An 18,559-nucleotide genomic window follows, 5' to 3' on the forward strand; every position below is an offset into this window, starting at 1 on the left:
TATCGCGAGGTCCTTATGCCTGGTGGCCACAAAGACCACCCCTGAAGGATTGGATTGCGGCGGTTGGGGAAGCGTCGATTGAATCTGCGGTCTGTGTCGGACGAATATCTGTGAATGACAATGGTCGTAAAGATTTAGCCTGCAGCGCCGCTGTATATCTTCTCTTGCCAATTCGCCGTTCGCCGCGGCGCGAGAGATCAGATCATGCAGTCATCAAATGACAACGCACTACCGTCATATCGCGCCGCGGCTCCGGGGTTTATGGCATAACGTTGTGTTCGTGGGTAAACAGCAGTTCACAGCGCTTGCGATCCATGAAGGCTTCTTCATCAGGAATGACATTCTGCCGGTATGTATCCGAGGCGAAAAATGCCTTCGCTCCGGCCATGTCATCGAACCAAATCTCAGCGATTCCGTCGAACTTCGAGGCCGTTGTTCCTGGCAACGTATCGCCCGTGACGTGATTCTGGATGTACTTCCGAACATACTGCTTTGACGCTGGCTGAGCAGCAAACAGGGGACCGTGCACGTCGCGCCAGTGCTCGATGTACTGTTCATATGTCAGGTCGCTACGACGAACCATCAGAATACTTAGCTTAATCATTGTTTGTTTCCTTTCTCGATCGTGGTGGTTAATCTTGAGCAATGCCATGGAAGACAACGCGATTCTCAAAGGAGAGCCCTACAACTCGCGGTCTCTTGGGCTGTTCATCATTACGAAGCGGCACTTCATAACGACAAGCTTGCAAAACTCGAAGACTAAGCGGCTGTGAGTTGAAGCGCCGCAATGGTGTCGGCGGCGCTAATGATGTGGCTGGCATAAAGCGGAAGATTGATCTCCAGCGTCATCCGCATCTCTTCCCATTGATAGGTGGCGATCGCATTCTTCACAAGGGTTACGTCATATCCGAGCTCTACAGCAAAGCGCACTGTCGAGTCGATGCATGTATTCGCACGGAGTCCAATTACGATCAGTTTGTGAACCCCATGTCTCTTGAGTTGGAGATCCAGATCGGTGTTGGCGAAGCCGCTGGAGCACCAGTGTTCCTGAGCAATGATTTCGCCGGGTAGCGGCGTAAATTCATCGCGGAACGTCCCGCCCCAGGAGCCGGCTGTAAAGAGATGTTTTTCGTGACCCCACGTTTGAATCGGAGCGATGTACTTCCAGGTGTTGCTTTCGTCCTCCGCACCGCGGTCCCGGTGATGGGGCGCGAAGAATACCGGTATGCCTGCGGCACGAGCCGCTTTAAGCGTAGCAAGCATATTCGGCACGCAATTGACCGCTTCTGCTATCTCCTTGACCATGGGCCAAAGTATGCCCCCTTCCGAGATGAAGTCGTTGTATGGATCAACGACTAGAAGGCCCGTAAGGTTTTTCTCAAATACTGGTGCGCTCATCGTAAATTCCTCCTTGATTGGCGTAAATGTGATGGCGATGCTGCTCACTGGCCGAGGTTGGGAATAGAAGCGTTTCTTGCTCCAGGTCCGCAGTGATCATGCGCCGCCTACCGTAGCTTTGGCCAATACTGTATTGGGGAAGTTTTGATTGTCTATGCTTATCGTGAATCATGATTGCCACGCAGGCCTTCGAGCCTTGTGGACTGAGGTCTCAGACTGGGGCGAGCTTCGTCGCCTCCGCATCACGTATGAAGTCGAAACCGCGGCTCCCACAGCCGATCTCTTTTCGATACCATTCCGGTGCTTATCAAAAGCAGCTCTAGATTGTATTGATAATTCACGGCTAATGCCTGATCTAATCAGCCAGAGAGAAGTGAGCGGAACGACCCAAGACCTGCTAGTAGCTCGCTTACACCTTGGCCTCACACAATAAAGGAGAAGTATCGTGGCGATCCAGGAAGAATACGACGCTATTGTTATCGGTAGCGGTGAAGCTGGCAAATATATGGCCTGGCATCTGGCCTTGAAAGGTCAGCGCGTCGCGACTGTTGAAGACAAGCAGCTGGGAGGAGCCTGTCCGAATGTGGCTTGCCTGCCCAGCAAGAACATCATTCATTCTGCCAAAGTCGTGTCGTACTTTCGACGGGGTGATGAATTCGGCCTGGAGCACGGCGATTTTAAAGTTGAAATGGCCAAAATCAACAGCCGTCGGAAGCAGATGGTCGATGGGCTCCGCAAAGTCCATATCACTAACCCCGAAAAGAATCACGCCGAGATCATCATGGGTTTCGGACGGTTCGTCGGACAAGACTCCGTTCAGGTGGCTCTCAACGGAGGTGGAACTCGTACCCTGAGATCCAGCCAAATCTTTATCGATACCGGATCAAGAGCGACCATTGATCTCGTTCCTGGCCTCATAGAATCCAAACCCCTTACCCATGTCGAGGCTCTTGAACTCGAGACAGTGCCCGAACACCTGCTGATTCTTGGTGGGGGCCACGTAGGTCTTGAGTTCGCACAGGCGATGCGCCGCTTCGGGGCTCGCGTGACTGTCATCGAACGTAACCAAGCCCTTGCGCAATGGGAAGACCCCGACGTCTCTGACGGTATCGCGCAGTTATTCCAGGACGAAGGTATCTAGGTTCTTTGCGGCGCGACAGTTACACGTGTAGAAGGTCTATCTGGCAAATCTCTTACGCTTCATCTCAGGCAGGGGGCCGACGGAGAGCACGGTCCTCGGCACACATCTTTTGATCGCGACGGGCCGCACACCTAATACCGAAAATATGGGCCTCGAACTCGCCGGCATCAATACGACTTCATCCGGGCACGTTCGAGTCAATGAGCGTCTTGAGACCTCGGCACCAGGCGTATGGGCAATGGGAGATTGCGCCGGATCGCCGCACTTCACACATATTTCGTTCGACGATTTTCGCATCGTGCGAGATAACCTCGCGGGCGGGAAGCGCTCCACCGTCGGGCGTCAGATTCCGTCCTGCACCTTCATAGATCCCGAATTGGCTCGGGTTGGACTTAACGAAACTGAAGCCAGACGCCAGGGCATTCCATATCGATTGACAAAGATTTCGATGCTCGCAGTTTTGCGCACTCGAACACTTGGTGAGACTCGCGGTTTTCTCAAGGCTCTTATCTCCGACGATGACCGGATCCTTGGCTTCACGGGTTTTGGAGTCGGCTCTGGAGACCTTCTTCCGGCCGTCCAACTCGCGATGAGTGTTGGTTTACCCTATACCGCTATCGGGGCGTTGACGATAGCTCATCCCACGTTCTCTGAGGGACTGCAGAGTCTGTTTTCTGCGTCCCCGGTTAGAGCGACATAATTTTGAATGGCAATTAGAAACTGCTCAGAGCTGGGGGATATCCAGAGACAACGCCAGCGTTTGGAATGGAAGATCGTCTTCACCAGCAGTCGCCGGCAGGAAGCGTACCTCCGGCGACTACTGGTGGACTAGCCGCTGCTGAGCCCTGTGGCGATCTGCTCGAAATCAGACCGAGGCGCCACATCCCGCCTCAACAAGAGTCGAGCTGCCGATACCGTCGGAGATCTCTTCTTCGGCGTTCGCAAACGCGGAGTGTTCTTCGAACACCTGAGCGGCCTCTTCCATCCTCCGGAGATACTGCAGGACGGCATTTCGAAGGCATTCGACCGCCTTTTCCTGGTGTCCGGCATATTTCGAATGAGCGATCCAAACGTCTTGTGCTGGAGAAAAGTCGCTGATGTGTAGCACTTGAAGTTGGTCTCGATATGGAGATGTCTGGTAGACCTGAGGCGGTATGACCGCCAGACCCAGTCCTCGAGAGGCCATAGAGAGTTGAAAATCCTTCCCATCGGCCTCAATTGCTATACGGAGGTCCAGGTTCCTCCGGCTGAAAGCGTCTTCCAGCGAGCGGCGAGTGCCGCAATCCTCGGCGTTCACAATCCAGGATTCAGTAGAGATGTCCTGAAGAGTCAACTCACCAGGGTAAGTCAGCGCATGTGAGGCTACCACGATCCCGGATTGCTTGCCCAGATATTCGGTGATGAGATTGGTCGGCGGTTCCGTACCCTGGGAAAAGAGCAACGCGGCCGCGTCAATCGTTTTGTTATGGAGTCGTTCCAAAAGCGTCTTCGTCCCCTGTACGTAAGCATGAAGGTGCAGGTGAGGGAACTGGGTGCGGAGAGCCTTCACAGGATCCAGGATCGCAAGGTCTCCCAGGCCACGAACCACACCGAAACAAAACTCTCCAGAAGGTTCATCGTTATGAACTACCGTCGCTTTGAGGTTGATCACATTAGCGAGGATCGGCTTTGCGAGATCATAGGTCGTTTGGCCCGCTCTTGTGGGTTGGAGTGGGCGCATCTGCCGATCGAGCAGGGAGACTCCCAGCGCATCCTCAAGGCTTTGAACTCGACGCGTAACCGCAGACTGTGTCAGGTGAAGACGTGCCGCCGCGGCCATCACCGAGCCACTATCGACTACTGCAACAAATGATTCCAAATCGAATAGGTTCATCTTTCCCCCCACTGAAACTACGTCCCGACCATTGCACTTCGATCATCAGTACTTCGGAGATGCCAAAACGAGTGACTTGCCTAATGCTGCCCGCGCCCGCGCCAGGCGGGACCTTGCTGCAGGCACGGATATTCCAACGGCATCCGCCATTTCTTTCATGGAGTAAGCCTCGGATTGGTCGGTTTTGACAACGCAACGGAGCGCTATCGGAAGTCCGCTTATTGCCTTTCTGAGACGGGCACTTTGCTCGGACGCCATGTATTGGGCCTCAGGATCCAGCGATGTGTCGGGGATGTCCCAATCTTCCCAGGTGTCACCTCCGTCGAGAGATCTCTCTACGGGAACCTCTTGTCCCCTCTTCCTCTTGCGCAAAAGGAGTAGAGCCGAGTTGATTCCAATCCGCGTGAGCCACGTACTAAAGCTGGAGCGTGCGTCGAATCGATTCAGATGAACAAATGCCTTCATCAGGGATTCCTGCAGCACGTCTTCGGAATCGTGGTCATTCTTGGTTATTTGTTTGATCGTTCTAAAAACCTGTCTGGAGCTGCGTCTGCACAGTTCAAGAAATGCCTGCTCATCGCCCATCTGCGCCGCAGACAATAACCGCTGCTCCGACATCTCGCCACGGTCTTCCTGTGTGGCAACATCACTAAACATTAGGTGGTATGGATTCATCGCTCTACTCTCCAGTCATCACGGCTTTATAGATCGTTTCAAGCAGCTGCAGCACATCGAAGGGTTTGCATAAGAAACAAATGGCACCTCCCTCAAGAGCCCGCTGTCGACTTTTCTCATCGTATTGAGCCGATATAAAGATGACGGGTAGATCGGGCCGCCTCAGTCTGACGCGACGTTGCAGTTCGATTCCGTCCATTCCTGGCATCCGCAGGTCGGAGATCAGGCAACTGGTTGTTGCGAGTATTCCGGCCTGAAGAAACTCCTCTCCTGAAGAAAAAACCTTTGGTGTATATCCAGCTGACGCCACCAGATTCTTAACCGACTCTCTGACCCCGTAGTCGTCGTCAACGCCAACTACAAGATGTTTTGAAAGAATGCTCAAGCTCAGAGTGCCTCGATTACGCATGATCGTAGTCGCAAAAGAGTGGGGTAGCTATATATAGGTTTATTTACGTGCTGTCGGATGCTCTTACCACCCCAAGCTTGTCGGACATCCTGACGAGTTCGGCCAACGATCGAGCCTCCATCTTGCGCATGATCCTGCCTCGCAAAACCCCTATTGTTATCTCACTCGTGCCAAGAGTCGAAGCCGTCACTTTGTTTGCCAGGCCAGCGACCACGAACGGCAGGACCTGGTGCTCGCGAGGTGTGAGAAGGCTGTAACGCCTTTTCAGGATCGAAAGCTCAGCAGCGGCCTGCCGGGCTTTCCGACTGAGAGCGATTCCGTTCTCGACCGCATTCAGCAGCTCCTTTTCCGCGAGTGGCTTCGACAAGAACTCAATCGCACCGGCCTTCATCGCTCGAACAGAGGATGGAACGTCTCCGTGTGCGGTAATGAAAATGATCGGAGGCGCAACCTGAGATACCAGTTTCTGTTGTAGCTCGAGACCACTGACATTAGGAAGTTCGAGATCCAGGATGAGACAGGTTGGAGCTTCCGACTTTGGGTGATCCAGGAACTCCTCCGCTGAGCCAAATGAAGTCACCTGAAATCCCATGGATGAGAGGAGATTGGAGACGGCTTCACGAACGTACATATCGTCGTCGACCAGAAGTACAACTGGTGTGTCTGTACTCATGCCGTTCCACCAGTCTGGACGGGAAGAGTGAAGCAGAAAGTTGTCCCGTGGTGCTGCCCAGGCATCGCCCATAGCCTGCCATTGTGGGCCTCTATGATTGACCGGCAGATCGTAAGCCCCATGCCCATGCCGTTCGGTTTTGTGGTGAAAAAGGCCTCGAAGACTTTCTCGGGACTTTCAATCCCAATACCGCTATCACTTATCTCAACAAGAATGCTCCGTCTGTCATGCTCTTTAGAGCGGACGAATAATTCTCTTGGGCGATCGGACACCGAATCCATCGCCTCAATTCCGTTGAGAAGCAGGTTGAAAACCACCTGCTGTAGTTGCACGCGATCACCCAGCGCAAAAGATAGAGCTGGATCCAAATCAGTCTTGACGAGGACGTTTCTCTTCGCGGTCTCGCTCCGCATGAGACGAAGAGCCTCGCTGATGACATCGTTTATGTCGATTGCAGATCTCTGGATCTCGGTAGTTCTTACAAAAAGGGATCGTAATCGTTGTATTACTTCGCTTGCGGCCTTACCGTTGAGCGCCAGCATCTCTGCGGTTTCATATGCCTTCGAGATATTGGGTGGATCGGCTGAAAGCCAACGGAGACAGGCGTGACCGTTAGAGACCACAGCCGCCAGCGGTTGGTTAATCTCGTGTGCGATCGAAGCAGCCAGTTCACCAATGGTTGCGATCTGAGTGGCTCTCGAAAGGCGAGATTGAGTATTGCGTAGTACCTCTTCAGCCCGCTTTCGGTCGTCGATGTCTATAGCTATCCCGTACCACCTGAGAATATTCCCGGCTGCATCTCGAAACGGGTTGGCACGGAACAGTAGCCACCGATACTCTCCATCAAATCTGCGCAGCCGTGTTTCGCACTCGCCTGGACTTCCAGAAGCCCTGAGGGACTGCCACACTGCTCCAAGGGTGGGTAGGTCCTCAGGGTGGACATCAGTTCTCCAGTCCAAATCTGGCAATTCAGCCGCAGTGATGCCCAGATAATCAAGATAATGTTGGTTGTAAAATTCGGGCTCGCCATCTATACGGGTCGACCATACAAATCCAGGAATCGCATTAATTGTCAGGTGTAGATTTGCTTCGCTCTCAAGCAGCACTTCCTCAATTCGCTTCCGAGCTTCAATATCTGAGGCGAGGTTGTACCAACGAACGATACGTCGATCGGCATCTCGCAAGGGAGTCCCACGCACCTCAAGCCAGCGGTATATGCCGTCCGCGCGTCGCACCCTGCATTCCGCCTCGAATGGATCTCCCGTCTCCACCGAATGTCGCCATAAATCTGTAAACTTTGAGACGTCGTCGGGGTGCAGATACGGTGTCCAGACTGTGATTGCCTCCAGCCGTTCACCCAGGAACTCCTGCATCTTTTGGTTGACGAACTGCATTTCGCCGGCGGCGGTCGTTGTATATATAAGTCCAGGAATGCTATTGGCTACAAGTCGATAGCGGAGCTCTGCTTCTTTCAGCGCTCGCTCTGCTCGTTTACGGTCTTCAATGTCGGTAATGAGTCCATAGGAACGGACGATCCTGCCTTCCACATCGTAATGTGGAAGTACCCGAGCATGAAGCCAGCGGTAGACACCGTCTGCGCGAAGCAAACGGAACTCGACGTCGAGAGTTCCACCGGTACGCACTGACTCACCCCACAGCTCCAGTATTCCGTCCCGGTCTTCGGGATGAAGGAGCGCAGGCCAGCTCGTCCTCAAGACCTCCAGAGTCGTACCGGTATAGTCAAGCAGTGGTTGGTTGACTATCTCAAGTTCGCCTGTAGGCGTATTGGTGCAGACAAGTCCGGGAATGCTGTCTACGATTAGACGAAACGTGTTTTCTCGCGCACGTGTGCTCTCTTCCGCTTTTTTCCGGTCGTCGATATCGGTGAGTAGGTTGTAGCACCGCAAAACGCCGCTATTTTTATCCGATAGCGCTATCCCTCGTACGTTAAACCAACGATAAACGCCATCGTCACGACACAATCGGTGGTCTAGATCGAAGGGTTCTCCCGTTTCTAAGGTCCTCAGCTGAGCGGCAGCGACGAGGTCGCGGTCGTCCGGATGGACAAGTTCGTTGTGATTCCAACCTCTCAACTCTTCGAGCGTCTTGCCAGAGTAATCAAGAAATTCTTGATTGACATGCTCAACTTCCGCGGATGGGGTCAAGCTAAATACCTGTCCAGGAAAGCTGTCCACCATCAATTTGAAATTGAACTCACTTGCGCGCAGGGAGGCGTCAAACTGTCTTATTGGACTGACATCCATTACGGTTCCAATGTATTGGAAACGGCCGTGCTCATCTCGATGTGCATGGGCGACGACGTGGATGTACCTGATTGTGCCATCCAATAATTGGAATCGGTGTTCGAAATCGAGGTCCGCTCCTATTTGAGAGGAGGTCTCTAAGATTTCTTTGACCTTGTCCCTGTCCTCTGGGTGGACCCGGTCGTACAACAGCTCGAGAGTGGGGATAACCGATACATCGTATCCGGCGATGCGAAGAGTCTCCGCGGACCAATATAGTTTGTTGGTGACGGGAGTCCACCCAAAGCTTCCAACATGACTGATTCTTTGTGCTTCTTCAAGAAAGGATTGGCTCTTTTGCAGCTCCGCTGCAATTTGGACTCGCCGGTCTTCGACCCGACGTTTAGCTTCGATCAGGATTGCTATAGCCAGTCCTATTGCAAGAAGTGCGAAAAGACGGAGCTGGGTCGTTGATTCGGCGGCCAGGTGGAATCTTGGTGATAAGAAGAGATAGTCAAAGATGAAGCCTGAAAGACCTATAGACAGCAGTCCGGGGCCGCGGCCCCCATATAGGCTACTCACCATAATGGCGAAACAAAAGCAGGACGCGGGTGCGTCTAAGAAAAACGCCGCCATTGTGGCCAGCACACAGGAAATAACGGCCAGTCCATAGCGTCGGAGTGTGATTGTACCTTTCATCTTGAGCCCATCCTGGGCCTTGACACTTTGACGCTCGGGAGGTGTGTACACATCCTACACCACCCCGGGGCTGAGATGTCGAATTAGCCAGGTCTTTCATTGATGGCAAATTGCCCGGTGCGCGACCTAAAAATGCATAGCGGGCACTCCGGGCAGACATAAGCGTACGACAGAATTATGCAACTTACGGATTGTCCGAAAGTGGGCATTCGTGCAAATCGCCAGTGAAAACGGGCTGATTGCGTTTTAGGAATGCTAGATATGAAAAGATTTCAGGCCGATTTTGATCAATAACGGAATCAAAGGCATGACGCATCCAATTGGGCTCACCATTGGACGTTGATCGAGAGAGTAAACCCGGAGATATTGTCATGCCCACATACGTTTGTCAGGTTCCCGCGGGTTTTCTCACCGTCCCCCAGAGGTCGGCCATCGCCGAAGCGATATCACATAGCCATAGCGAAGCAACTGGCGCACCTCCTTTTTTCGTTCAGGTCGTGATTGAAGAAATGGGAACGGGCGTCAGGTTCCTCGGAGGTGAACTCGTTGCGAACCACATTTGGATCTACGGTCATATCCGTGCCGGCAGGACCAAAGAGCAGAAGACAAAGCTGATGTTGCAGATCATGCGCGATGTAGCTAAGGTCACGAGCCTCCCCGAGGAGTCGATTTGGGTCTATCTGAACAATCTGTATCCGACCGATATGGTCGAGTACGGACACGTGCTTCCGGAGCCCGGAGCAGAACAGAAGTGGTTCGATAGTCTCCCGGAATCGTTGAAGACCTACCTCGTCGGGCTTGGGACTGAGAGGAACAGCTTCGTCCTCTGATTCGGGATAGCTTTGGAGCTAATCCGGCACGGTTGTTCCATTGCAGCGGTGAGACATTCTGCTGCCCTAACCAGAATAGAAGGAACGACATAATGGAAACATCGAGGCATCAATACGCACACCACACAACCAATAGACTTAGACGCGTCCTTTTGTTGGCCTCAGAGGCGGACGTCATTGGAATGCGATTTCTGAGATTTGCCCTTGTTGTTGTCCTCGTTTGGATCGGGGGCCTGAAGTTCGCGAATTACGAAGCCGACGGAATCGTTCCTTTGGTCTCAAATAGCCCACTGATGAGTTTCTTCTACCACTATCCGGCTCCGGAGTATCGAGGCTATATGAATCGGGAAGGGGAGCTAAAGAGCGCAAATAGGGACTGGCAAACGAATAACGGAACCTATCGCTTCGCGCACATCTTAGGCTGTGTGATCGTGGCGATTGGACTCATGATCGCCTGCTATAGCTTCGCTCCGGGACTTGCTGCGGTGGGTAGTTTCCTCCTGATTCTTATGTGCTTCACGACACTGTCATTCCTCGTAACTACGCCTGAGGCGTGGGTGCCGGCGCTTGGCGATTCCGCGCATGGATTCCCCTATTTGTCGATTGCGGGCCGGCTGATTATTAAAGACATCATCATGTTGGGCGCAGCCGTAGTAACCCTGGCAGAATCAGCTAAGAAAAAGCTCGCGGAGATGAACGCGTGAGTGGTGGAGGATATATTCCCGGCCGCTGAGTGACGGGAATGTATCCTCCATATTGATTACCTCATCCCGCCGGAGGCGATCAATATCTCCCCTGTAAGCCATCCGGACTGATCTGACGCCAGGAAAACTGCGATTGGGGCGATATCGGAGGGTTGACCGAAACGTCCGAGCGGGGTTTGTGAGATCAGATGCTTTTCGAAATCACTCCCTATAACGCCGAGGGTGTGAGCTCCCTCCGTCTCCGTCCCGCCGGGATTGATCGAGTTAACCCGAATCTTCTTCGGTCCCAGTTCTTTGGAGAGCACCCCGGTTATGCAGTCAACGGCTCCCTTGGTTGCGGTATAGATCACGGTTGCCGGTGATTTCACTTGGGTGCCTGCGGTTCCTATATTGATAATGCTGCCGCCCTTTGGACCGAATCTCTTGACGGCTGCCTGTGAGGACAGGAGTATGCCGAGCACATTGGTGTTGAACTGTCTGTGAAACTCCAGCTCGGTTACTGACTCCAATGGCCCAAAGGAGTAGACGCCTGCGTTGTTGACAAGCACATCAACCGCGCCGAAGGCCTTTACTGTCTCTTCAAAGAGGCGCTCGACGTCGGAAGAGCTGGCGACGCTTCCCTGTATTGCAATCGCTTCGCCACCGTTCCCTACGATATCTGCAACGACCTTGTCAGCGCCTTCTCTACTGGTGGCATAGTTCACAACAACCTTCGCACCTGCGTTGGCAAGTTCTCTCGCGATTCCGGCACCAATGCCTTTTGAAGCTCCCGTGACCACCGCAACTTTACCGTCCAAAACTCCCATGATTCTCCTCTCAACCTCAACGTGCAGCGCAATGTACTCTCGTACACGCTCAGGCACTATGGTATTCCTTGGATACCTAGTGTCAATTACGCACTTGAACTACACTAAGTAGCATTGAGGTAACCGATGAGCAAATTAGTAGCTATGTCGCTTCGCCTGGATAGGGTTCTGTTGGACCAGATCGCGGGCCAGTGGACTCTTCTTGTCTTAGGTGCGCTTTGCGATAACGAGGGGCGCGCACGTTTTAACGCGATCAAGCGTGCGGTCCCTGGAATCTCGCAAAAGACGCTGACCCACTGCCTTCGACAGTTGGAGCGAAACGGTTTAGTCGAGCGCCGAGTTCTTACCGAATCTCCTCTTGGCGTGGAATATTCATTCACGAAGTTGGGCGACACCTTGGAAACTCCAGTCTCTGCGCTTTACGAGTGGACCGGAAGATACTCGTCTGCGGTTAGGGCCGCGCAGACGCGTTACGATGCGAAGATCGCAACGAAGACCGGTTCCAGCGTGCGGGGGCGCGAAGTGCAAAAGCGATAACCAAAAGAATTCACGCCAATGGTTGGCCGCTTTAGGAAAATGGGTTTTGTGCGAGAACCTGTGAGAGTCCTGATCAGATAGGTCCAAATTCACTGTCGAATATGGAGCTGGGACTGGAGGAGTCCTCGCACGGCGTACCTGCCTCTTGCACCTGAAGGGCGAGGGTCTCTGTTTGCGTGTCGTCGTTGTTCTTTGTATCTCCGAAAAGATAGAACGTCGCGGTGGCGGCTACAGCGATCAGGAGAATCAAAGCGGGTGCTCCAATCGGGAAAGCCGTGTCAAAGCTCTGCCGGGCATCCCAGCCGGCTTCGGGCCTGTTCAGTCAGAGCATCATTGAGACGGACTATCTGCTCTTAACCTTTGGAGCATGAATTGGCAGTCCGACGGTTATAGAAGATGAGTGCCCATTTGATAAGCAGAGTCTATGAGGTGACTCGTTATCGTTTCGAGAGACGAAACTAAAGATTAGTCCGCGGTCGTGACTCAACGGTTGGAAGTGAATCTTATCGAACTGCTCTTATTTCAATGGCTTATCGGGCAAACGCAGAAGTTGGTTCGATTCATAAGCAGAAACAATCAAAGGCCGGTGCAAACAGTATTGGCTAATTCCTAAAGCCTGGCGCATCCTAACCTTGCTCTCTGGCCGTTCGGGTACGAGCCCGAGACCTTGGATGCCATGCGATTTGTTGATTGAGAGGTCTTATATGGTTGTGTCAGAAGACTTGCGCAAAGCGATGAAGGAAACGAAGGAAAGGTTTTGCTCCAAAGTCGTTGGAGAAGGGAAGTTCGAAGAGATTGACCATGTCTATACGGTCGACGCCCGAATTCTACCGCCAGGAGCGCCGCTCATGAGAGGGCGCGAGGCAATCAAGCAGTTTTGGCAGACAGGCATCGCAGCACTTGGGATCAAAGGGGCGCGACTGACGACGCTAGAGCTTGAGATGGCGGGGGACACGGCAGTAGAGATCGGGGAGGCAGAGCTGCATCTGGGAGAAAATGGAACGGCAATCGCCAAGTACATTGTGCATTGGAAACGAGTAGACGACCAGTGGCTCTGGGACAAGGACATCTGGAACATGAACTGAGCAACCTCCTCGAGAATCCGGCCGCTCAGGCGACCTCACATCGAACCACCGGTCTTCCTTACTTTTGAAGACCGGCAAAACAACCACCCCGACCGGTCCATAAAAAACTGAGTCGAGTCGAGAACGGTCCTTCAAGGCAGAGTGAGATGTGTGTACATCTCACTTTGCCAGGGGCGATAGAAAAGGAAGAAGCTCATGGTAGAAAACAAGCAATATGTGGATCCGAAGACGACGGCATTGGTGCTGATTGAGTATCAAAACGACTTTCTATCACCGAAGGGTGCAATGCACGCTGGGGTAAAGGATGTCGTAAAGAGCAGCAACATGCTTGCTAATACAGCCGAAACGGTTGAGAAGGCTCGCGCATTGGGCGCAACTATCATGTTCCTCCCGATCACGTTTGCCGATGGTTTTGGTGAGCTAGGTGATCATCCATACGGTCTCCTTTCAAAGGTGATTGAGGCAAATGCCTTTCGTAAGGGGACATGGGGCGCAGAGCTCGTCGATGACCTGCCTCGGCAGGCCGGTGACATCATCGTCGAAGGGAAAAGAGGATTCGACGGCTTTGCCACCACCAATCTCGATTTCATCCTACGTCGTCGTGGAATTACTACGATTGCGATCGGCGGCCTGTTAACGAACTGCTGTGTCGAATCCACCGCTCGCACTGGATACGATCTGGGCTACGATGTCGTCACGCTAACCGATTGCACCGCCACGATTGGCGAGGAAGAGCAGCGTGCGGCAGTGGAGAAGAACTTCTGGATGTTCTCACGCCCGCTCACGCACCTTGAATTCCTCGCACAGCTCAAGCCAAAGGCAGCTTAGCTTCGGTCTTTCTGGTCAACGGTTCAGGGGGAGGTATCACTTGCAAGCACCGCTGGTGCCCGTAAGTGATGCCTCCCCATAATTTATGCCCCGCACTGGACGGCTCTCTGATACTTGTAAGCCGACTCGGCAGCTTGTTGGGTTCAATAGGATGGGGCGATTACTGAGTGTCATCGCCCCATATAACAACTTCAACCATTTCCTATATCTTTGTCGCTACGCCACAATCTCGTGCTTTTGCTCGCCCAGATGGGTGATTCCGCACTCCAGGATATCGCCGATCGCCATATATTTGTTCTTTCCCATTCCGACGCCTGGAGGTGTGCCCGTCGCCAGAATGTCTCCAGGAAGAAGTCGCATGTGGTGTGAAAAGTAGGCGAGCATTTCATGAACGTGGAACAACATGTCATTAGTATTGCCCTGTTGCTCGTAGTGTCCGTTCAGCTTCGTCCAGACATCGAGGTTCATCGGATCAATACCTGTTGTCAGATAGGGGCCAACTGGACCGTAGGTGGGACGGGACTTCGCACGAACAAGGTGCTGTACGTTAGCTGAGTCGACCTGAGTGGATCGATCAGAGATATCGTTAATACATGTATAGCCGAAGATGTAGTCGGCGGCGTCGGCAGCACTGATATCCTGGGCCTCGCGTCCGACGACAATGGCCAATTCTGTCTCCCAATCGAGCTTCACCCCAGCATTTGGCCCGCGGCGAATCGGGTCATATGGACCGGTGAGGCAAAGTATTGATTTGAGAAAGACCTCCGGTTCAGTGGGGGCCGGAACTTTCAATTCCTCGATGTGTTTTTTGTAGTTGAAACCGGTCGCCGGAAATTGACGGATCCCAGCGATCGGCTGCAGATAAGTAACGTTTCCTGTCAGGACCTTGAACTTCGAGATGTCTATTTTATTCAAAATGCCGCTCGCGATCGTCTCAGGAGTTATATCGTGGATGATCGGGCGCAGATCTAGGAGAGTCTCATTGTTGAGGAGTACTGGAACGGTTGTTTCTGCCTGCAGAACTCGTGCAAATTGTTGCATGGATCGTTCTCCTCTTGTTGGTTGTGAAACAGCATGATCTAGGTGGGCCAAACCTAAAGATACTGCGCCCGCTTGTGCAAGAAAACTCCGCCTACTTAAGCTCATACGTCCCTTCAAATAGCTGTCATGTTTTTGGAAGTCATACAGCTAAGGTCTTTCTCTAACTAGGAATGCGTTGGAATCAGATCGTGGCTATCAGATGCCGGGCAACGGAAGACACATTACCGCGCTGCCATGAAAGTAGCAGTCGAACCTCACGCATCGTGTTCTTGATTGGGCGCGTTACAACATTCTCCCTTGTGAATGCAGACACGGAAGCCGGCATGATGGATACACCGACACCAACCGAAACCAGGCCGATCGCTGTCTGCCAAGTTGCTACTTCCTGGATCGACCTAGGTTTTAGGCCGTAGTCTGCAAATTCAAGCATTACGGCCTCGGAGAGAGTGGCTGCTACCTCTTTGGAAGGCAATATTAGCCGGTCATTTGTTAGATCTGTGACGTCGATAAAGCTCTGCTTTGCGAGAGGGTGCCGGCTATTCAGGACTACAATCAAAGACTCGGGAGCCAATTCACGACAATTGAACTCTTCGTTTGGAGTTGTGTAGGAGATTGCGATATCGATCTCCCCAACGCGCAATGCAACGGCCTGATCGTCACTTCCCATCTCTTTCAGCTGGATAGCGACGTCGGGATAGTGATCCGCGAAGTTCTTGACCAATTGCGGAACAACGACGACATCGGCCGCAGTTCCGAACCCAATCGCAAGATGGCCGAGTTCGCCTCGTCCTGCCCGTTGAGCTGCGAACTTCGCCCCTTCAAACCTTCTGAGGCTTCTCTCCGCTTCAAGGAGAAACACCTCGCCGGCAATTGTTAAAGAAAGCTTGCGGCCGTTGCGGTGGATTAGAGGTGTTCCCAGTTCTTCCTCCAACTGCTGGATATTCTGGGTTAAGGCAGGTTGCGCGATATGAAGTAGCTCCGCTGCACGTGTCATGTGGAGTGTGCGAGCGAGAACGCTGAAGTAACGGAGATGACGATTTTCGATCATATAATCAGCGACCTGCCTTTCTATTTCGGTTTGGCACCGCGGTGACCTCGAGAGGGCGCATATCAACAAGTTCGGTAATCGAGTGCCTGGAAAAGTGGCTCAATGGGGCTCTACAGTAAAGCGTTTCCTACGGATGACGCACTACCATTTGGAGGTCCGGAGTCCGTTCGCATACTCCCAATTTCGGTCTAGCGGAATACCTTAGTTCGTCGACCCTTGCCTACGAACTCAAGGTACATAGGTTTGGAGTCGAGTCGCGTCCATAAAACCCATGAAATGTTTGCATAGAGAGTATGTTCAATCTGCAATCAGCTCTCTGTCCTTAAGGAGACGATGCCAGAGCAATCTCTATCATCGCGTCTGTACTTCCACGATTCGCGAAGGTGGAACTTGTGTTTGAAATTGTGTCGGGGCGTCTGCTCCGCACACTCCTTTTGTCTTCATCTCTGATAGGAAATCGAGTGATTGTACGGGCTGTGCGGCCCCGGTTCTGGCGTGAATTGCCCGACCAACCGAGATGACGCCACGTCACAGATGCAGTCAAAAGGAACATATCAGACCGCTTGTACCCATCGCTCTTTGAAGAAGCACAACCCCGGCTACGCAATGCGAATAGGGAATAGATGAAATGACAAACTCTCATGCTGCGATTCGTTGTTCCGACCGAAGCTACTGAGCGTGCATTATCGGTTGCGATAGGAGGTTGTCTTGCATAAGCAGAAGCGATCATAAGACACCCAAAACAGTATTGGTTTGTTCGTTGAGATAAGAGCATTCTTATCTCACTCGTGACGGTGCTGACGGCGCACACGAACTTTAGGTCACTAAGGAGATCCTGGGATGTCGAAGACCGCACTGTATCAAAGCCGCAATCAATTGACCTACGCTGGGGCAGCAATCGCAATTGCCGCGGCAGTGTCTAAGTCCAGGGAGATTTCTGCACCGGAATGCATTGCGGTTGTTGACGCCGGTGGGAATCTACTGGCGTATGCTCGTGTCGAGGGTGCCGCAGCCTTGGCAGTCCAGCCGGCAATCGCCAAGGCGTCGACCGCAGCGGCCCTCGGGGGCCCCACCGGCGGGACACCTTTCGAGTTTGGTGCCAACCTCGCCTTAGCCAGCCTGGGAGGGATTACTAATCTCGGCGGAGGCTTCCCGATCATTTACAAAGATGAATTGCTTGGCGCCATCGGAGTCGGGTCCGGAAGCACCGAGCAGGACGTAGCCGTAGCCGAGGCTGGTCGCGACGCCTTATTGGCCGCATTGGAGTCCTAATGACAACTCAAGTCTGGCATCTTCGCCAATCGCACACGAGAATTATCTGGACCTGTCTCGCGTTCTGGCTCTTGTTAAACCTGCTTTTTACGGAAAAGGCGCGTTCCCAATCGTTCGGAGGTGATATGAAGAATACGGCTAGCTCCTTGGAACCTCATTCAGGCGAAAGAATCGCCACTGATCGCAGTATCGGAAGTATTGAGCCGGTATTTCGCTTCTTTGACGCAATGCCGACTGGGATAACGGTTGCTCAAGATGGCCGCATCTTCATAAATTTCCCACGCTGGGGAGACGACGTCCCGTTCACAGTCGGAGTGGTTCAGGATGGCAAAGTTGTGGCTTATCCGGATCAAACGATGAATACATTCGACCCGACACGCCCGGCAGAAACTCTCGCAAGCGTGCAAAGTGTGGTCGTCGACCCCGCAAACCGACTGTGGATTCTGGACACGGCCGCTCCAAAATTCTCAACCCCTCTGGCGGGTGCGGCAAAGCTCGTCGGTGTCGACCTAGCGACCAATAAAGTCGTGAAGAGCATTGTCCTTCCTCCGACGACGGTCCTGCCGACGACCTACCTCAACGACGTGCGATTCGACTTGCGGGAGGGCAAAGGTGGCATCGCTTATATTACGGATTCTTCTGCTAACGGCCCGGGCGGCATCATTGTGGTTGATCTCGAAACTGGGGAGAGTTGGCGCAAGCTCTCCGGTCACAAATCGACTACAGCCGATCTGTCCTTCGTCCCTATCGTCGAAGGCGACCGGCTTGCTATGAGAGAGAAGGGAAAGTCTCCTGTGGCGATGACCATCGCTTCGGATGGTATCGCAATATCCTCCGACGGAAGAACGCTCTATTACTGTCCGCTATCCAGCCGACATCTCTATTCTGTGCCGACCAAGCTTCTTTTGAATCGCTCAGGCAGCGAACAGGAGATCGCGGCATCGGTCGTGGACCTGGGCGAAAAAGGTGCGTCGGACGGTCTTGAAAGCGACGACAAGGGGCGGATTTACGCCGGCGATTTCGAGCACAATAGCATTCGGCAGATGCAAACGAATGGCGAATGGAAAACAATCGTTCATGATCCGAGGGTTCTCTGGCCCGACACCCTCTCCGTGGCAGCGGACGGCTACCTGTATTTCACCGCTAATCAATTTGAACGCCAGCCACAGTTTAATGAGGGTAGGGATCTGCGCGAAAAGCCGTACATGTTGTTTCGAGTGAAGATCGATGCGGGGCCTGTCCTGCTCAAATAGCAGAGGCTCGCAATTCGGAGAGTGCTAAAGTTCGTCGCTTCCGA

General features: G+C 53.0%; 20 protein-coding genes. 9 read left to right on the forward strand and 11 right to left on the reverse strand.

Annotated elements, in window-relative coordinates; genetic code table 11:
• Positions 1 to 259 precede the first annotated feature (259 nt).
• Both GSQ82_RS01925 and GSQ82_RS01930 read right to left on the reverse strand, forming a co-directional pair.
• Positions 260 to 604 carry an EthD domain-containing protein gene (locus tag GSQ82_RS01925; protein ID WP_158790315.1) on the reverse strand — a complete coding sequence of 115 codons (345 nt, stop codon included), beginning with the start codon at positions 602 to 604 and terminating at the stop codon, positions 260 to 262.
• Between the two features lie 155 nt (positions 605 to 759).
• Positions 760 to 1,398, reverse strand: a complete 639-nt coding sequence (locus tag GSQ82_RS01930) for an isochorismatase family cysteine hydrolase (protein ID WP_158790316.1) — start codon at positions 1,396 to 1,398, stop codon at positions 760 to 762.
• A gap of 445 nt (positions 1,399 to 1,843) precedes the next feature.
• On the opposite strand from GSQ82_RS01930, the gene GSQ82_RS24840 reads away from it, so the two are divergent.
• Positions 1,844 to 2,539, forward strand: a complete 696-nt coding sequence (locus GSQ82_RS24840; RefSeq protein WP_254061354.1) for an FAD-dependent oxidoreductase — start codon at positions 1,844 to 1,846, stop codon at positions 2,537 to 2,539.
• Positions 2,540 to 2,684: 145 nt separating this feature from the next.
• Entirely contained in the window at positions 2,685 to 3,239 is a 555-nt protein-coding gene (locus GSQ82_RS24845; protein WP_254061355.1) for an FAD-dependent oxidoreductase, read from the forward strand.
• Between the two features lie 165 nt (positions 3,240 to 3,404).
• On the opposite strand, the gene GSQ82_RS01940 is transcribed toward GSQ82_RS24845, so the two are convergent.
• The 5 genes from GSQ82_RS01940 to GSQ82_RS01960 form a co-directional block, all read right to left on the reverse strand.
• On the reverse strand, positions 3,405 to 4,424 hold the full coding sequence (locus tag GSQ82_RS01940) for a LysR family transcriptional regulator (protein WP_158790317.1): 1,020 nt from the start codon (positions 4,422 to 4,424) through the stop codon (positions 3,405 to 3,407).
• A gap of 33 nt (positions 4,425 to 4,457) precedes the next feature.
• The gene (locus tag GSQ82_RS01945; protein ID WP_158790318.1) at positions 4,458 to 5,087 is read right to left on the reverse strand and encodes an RNA polymerase sigma factor; all 630 of its coding nucleotides are present in this window, start codon (positions 5,085 to 5,087) and stop codon (positions 4,458 to 4,460) included.
• A gap of 4 nt (positions 5,088 to 5,091) precedes the next feature.
• Positions 5,092 to 5,472, reverse strand: a complete 381-nt coding sequence (locus GSQ82_RS01950; RefSeq protein WP_158790319.1) for a response regulator — start codon at positions 5,470 to 5,472, stop codon at positions 5,092 to 5,094.
• Positions 5,473 to 5,539: 67 nt separating this feature from the next.
• Positions 5,540 to 6,169, reverse strand: coding sequence for a response regulator transcription factor (locus GSQ82_RS01955; RefSeq protein ID WP_158790320.1), 630 nt, complete (start codon positions 6,167 to 6,169; stop codon positions 5,540 to 5,542).
• Positions 6,166 to 9,111, reverse strand: coding sequence for a PAS domain-containing protein (locus GSQ82_RS01960; protein ID WP_158790321.1), 2,946 nt, complete (start codon positions 9,109 to 9,111; stop codon positions 6,166 to 6,168). The genes GSQ82_RS01955 and GSQ82_RS01960 overlap by 4 nt, the downstream gene beginning before the upstream one ends.
• 371 nt (positions 9,112 to 9,482) lie before the next feature.
• Here GSQ82_RS01960 and GSQ82_RS01965 point away from each other — a divergent pair, with 371 nt between their 5' ends.
• Both GSQ82_RS01965 and GSQ82_RS01970 read left to right on the forward strand, forming a co-directional pair.
• Positions 9,483 to 9,941 (forward strand): tautomerase family protein, encoded by a 459-nt coding sequence (locus GSQ82_RS01965; protein WP_158790322.1) that lies wholly within the window; start codon positions 9,483 to 9,485, stop codon positions 9,939 to 9,941.
• 92 nt (positions 9,942 to 10,033) lie between these two features.
• Positions 10,034 to 10,645 carry a DUF417 family protein gene (locus GSQ82_RS01970; protein WP_158790323.1) on the forward strand — a complete coding sequence of 204 codons (612 nt, stop codon included), beginning with the start codon at positions 10,034 to 10,036 and terminating at the stop codon, positions 10,643 to 10,645.
• A 56-nt stretch (positions 10,646 to 10,701) separates the two neighbouring features.
• On the opposite strand, the gene GSQ82_RS01975 is transcribed toward GSQ82_RS01970, so the two are convergent.
• Positions 10,702 to 11,451, reverse strand: a complete 750-nt coding sequence (locus GSQ82_RS01975) for an SDR family NAD(P)-dependent oxidoreductase (RefSeq protein WP_158790427.1) — start codon at positions 11,449 to 11,451, stop codon at positions 10,702 to 10,704.
• Positions 11,452 to 11,595: 144 nt separating this feature from the next.
• Here GSQ82_RS01975 and GSQ82_RS01980 point away from each other — a divergent pair, with 144 nt between their 5' ends.
• Positions 11,596 to 11,988: a helix-turn-helix domain-containing protein gene (locus GSQ82_RS01980; protein ID WP_254061368.1), complete on the forward strand. Its 393-nt coding sequence runs from the start codon at positions 11,596 to 11,598 to the stop codon at positions 11,986 to 11,988.
• A gap of 73 nt (positions 11,989 to 12,061) precedes the next feature.
• On the opposite strand, the gene GSQ82_RS01985 is transcribed toward GSQ82_RS01980, so the two are convergent.
• Complete coding sequence (locus GSQ82_RS01985) at positions 12,062 to 12,238, reverse strand: hypothetical protein (RefSeq protein WP_158790325.1); 177 nt, start codon at positions 12,236 to 12,238, stop codon at positions 12,062 to 12,064.
• Positions 12,239 to 12,692: 454 nt separating this feature from the next.
• Here GSQ82_RS01985 and GSQ82_RS01990 point away from each other — a divergent pair, with 454 nt between their 5' ends.
• Together GSQ82_RS01990 and GSQ82_RS01995 are read left to right on the forward strand one after the other, a co-directional pair.
• Positions 12,693 to 13,073 (forward strand): DUF4440 domain-containing protein, encoded by a 381-nt coding sequence (locus GSQ82_RS01990; RefSeq protein WP_158790326.1) that lies wholly within the window; start codon positions 12,693 to 12,695, stop codon positions 13,071 to 13,073.
• A 195-nt stretch (positions 13,074 to 13,268) separates the two neighbouring features.
• A complete protein-coding gene (locus GSQ82_RS01995) occupies positions 13,269 to 13,901 on the forward strand; it encodes a cysteine hydrolase family protein (RefSeq protein ID WP_216846982.1) in 633 nt (210 codons plus the stop codon).
• A gap of 216 nt (positions 13,902 to 14,117) precedes the next feature.
• Here GSQ82_RS01995 and GSQ82_RS02000 read toward each other — a convergent pair whose 3' ends face one another.
• Both GSQ82_RS02000 and GSQ82_RS02005 read right to left on the reverse strand, forming a co-directional pair.
• Positions 14,118 to 14,942 carry a fumarylacetoacetate hydrolase family protein gene (locus GSQ82_RS02000; protein ID WP_158790327.1) on the reverse strand — a complete coding sequence of 275 codons (825 nt, stop codon included), beginning with the start codon at positions 14,940 to 14,942 and terminating at the stop codon, positions 14,118 to 14,120.
• Positions 14,943 to 15,123: 181 nt separating this feature from the next.
• Positions 15,124 to 15,990, reverse strand: coding sequence for a LysR substrate-binding domain-containing protein (locus tag GSQ82_RS02005; RefSeq protein WP_158790328.1), 867 nt, complete (start codon positions 15,988 to 15,990; stop codon positions 15,124 to 15,126).
• Between the two features lie 840 nt (positions 15,991 to 16,830).
• Here GSQ82_RS02005 and GSQ82_RS02010 point away from each other — a divergent pair.
• Together GSQ82_RS02010 and GSQ82_RS02015 are read left to right on the forward strand one after the other, a co-directional pair.
• Complete coding sequence (locus GSQ82_RS02010) at positions 16,831 to 17,262, forward strand: heme-binding protein (protein WP_158790329.1); 432 nt, start codon at positions 16,831 to 16,833, stop codon at positions 17,260 to 17,262.
• Entirely contained in the window at positions 17,262 to 18,515 is a 1,254-nt protein-coding gene (locus tag GSQ82_RS02015) for an L-dopachrome tautomerase-related protein (RefSeq protein WP_216846983.1), read from the forward strand. Before GSQ82_RS02010 ends, GSQ82_RS02015 begins: the two co-directional genes overlap by 1 nt.
• Positions 18,516 to 18,559: the final 44 nt, after the last annotated feature.

This window comes from Granulicella sp. L60, from assembly GCF_009765825.1.
GTDB lineage: Bacteria > Acidobacteriota > Terriglobia > Terriglobales > Acidobacteriaceae > Edaphobacter.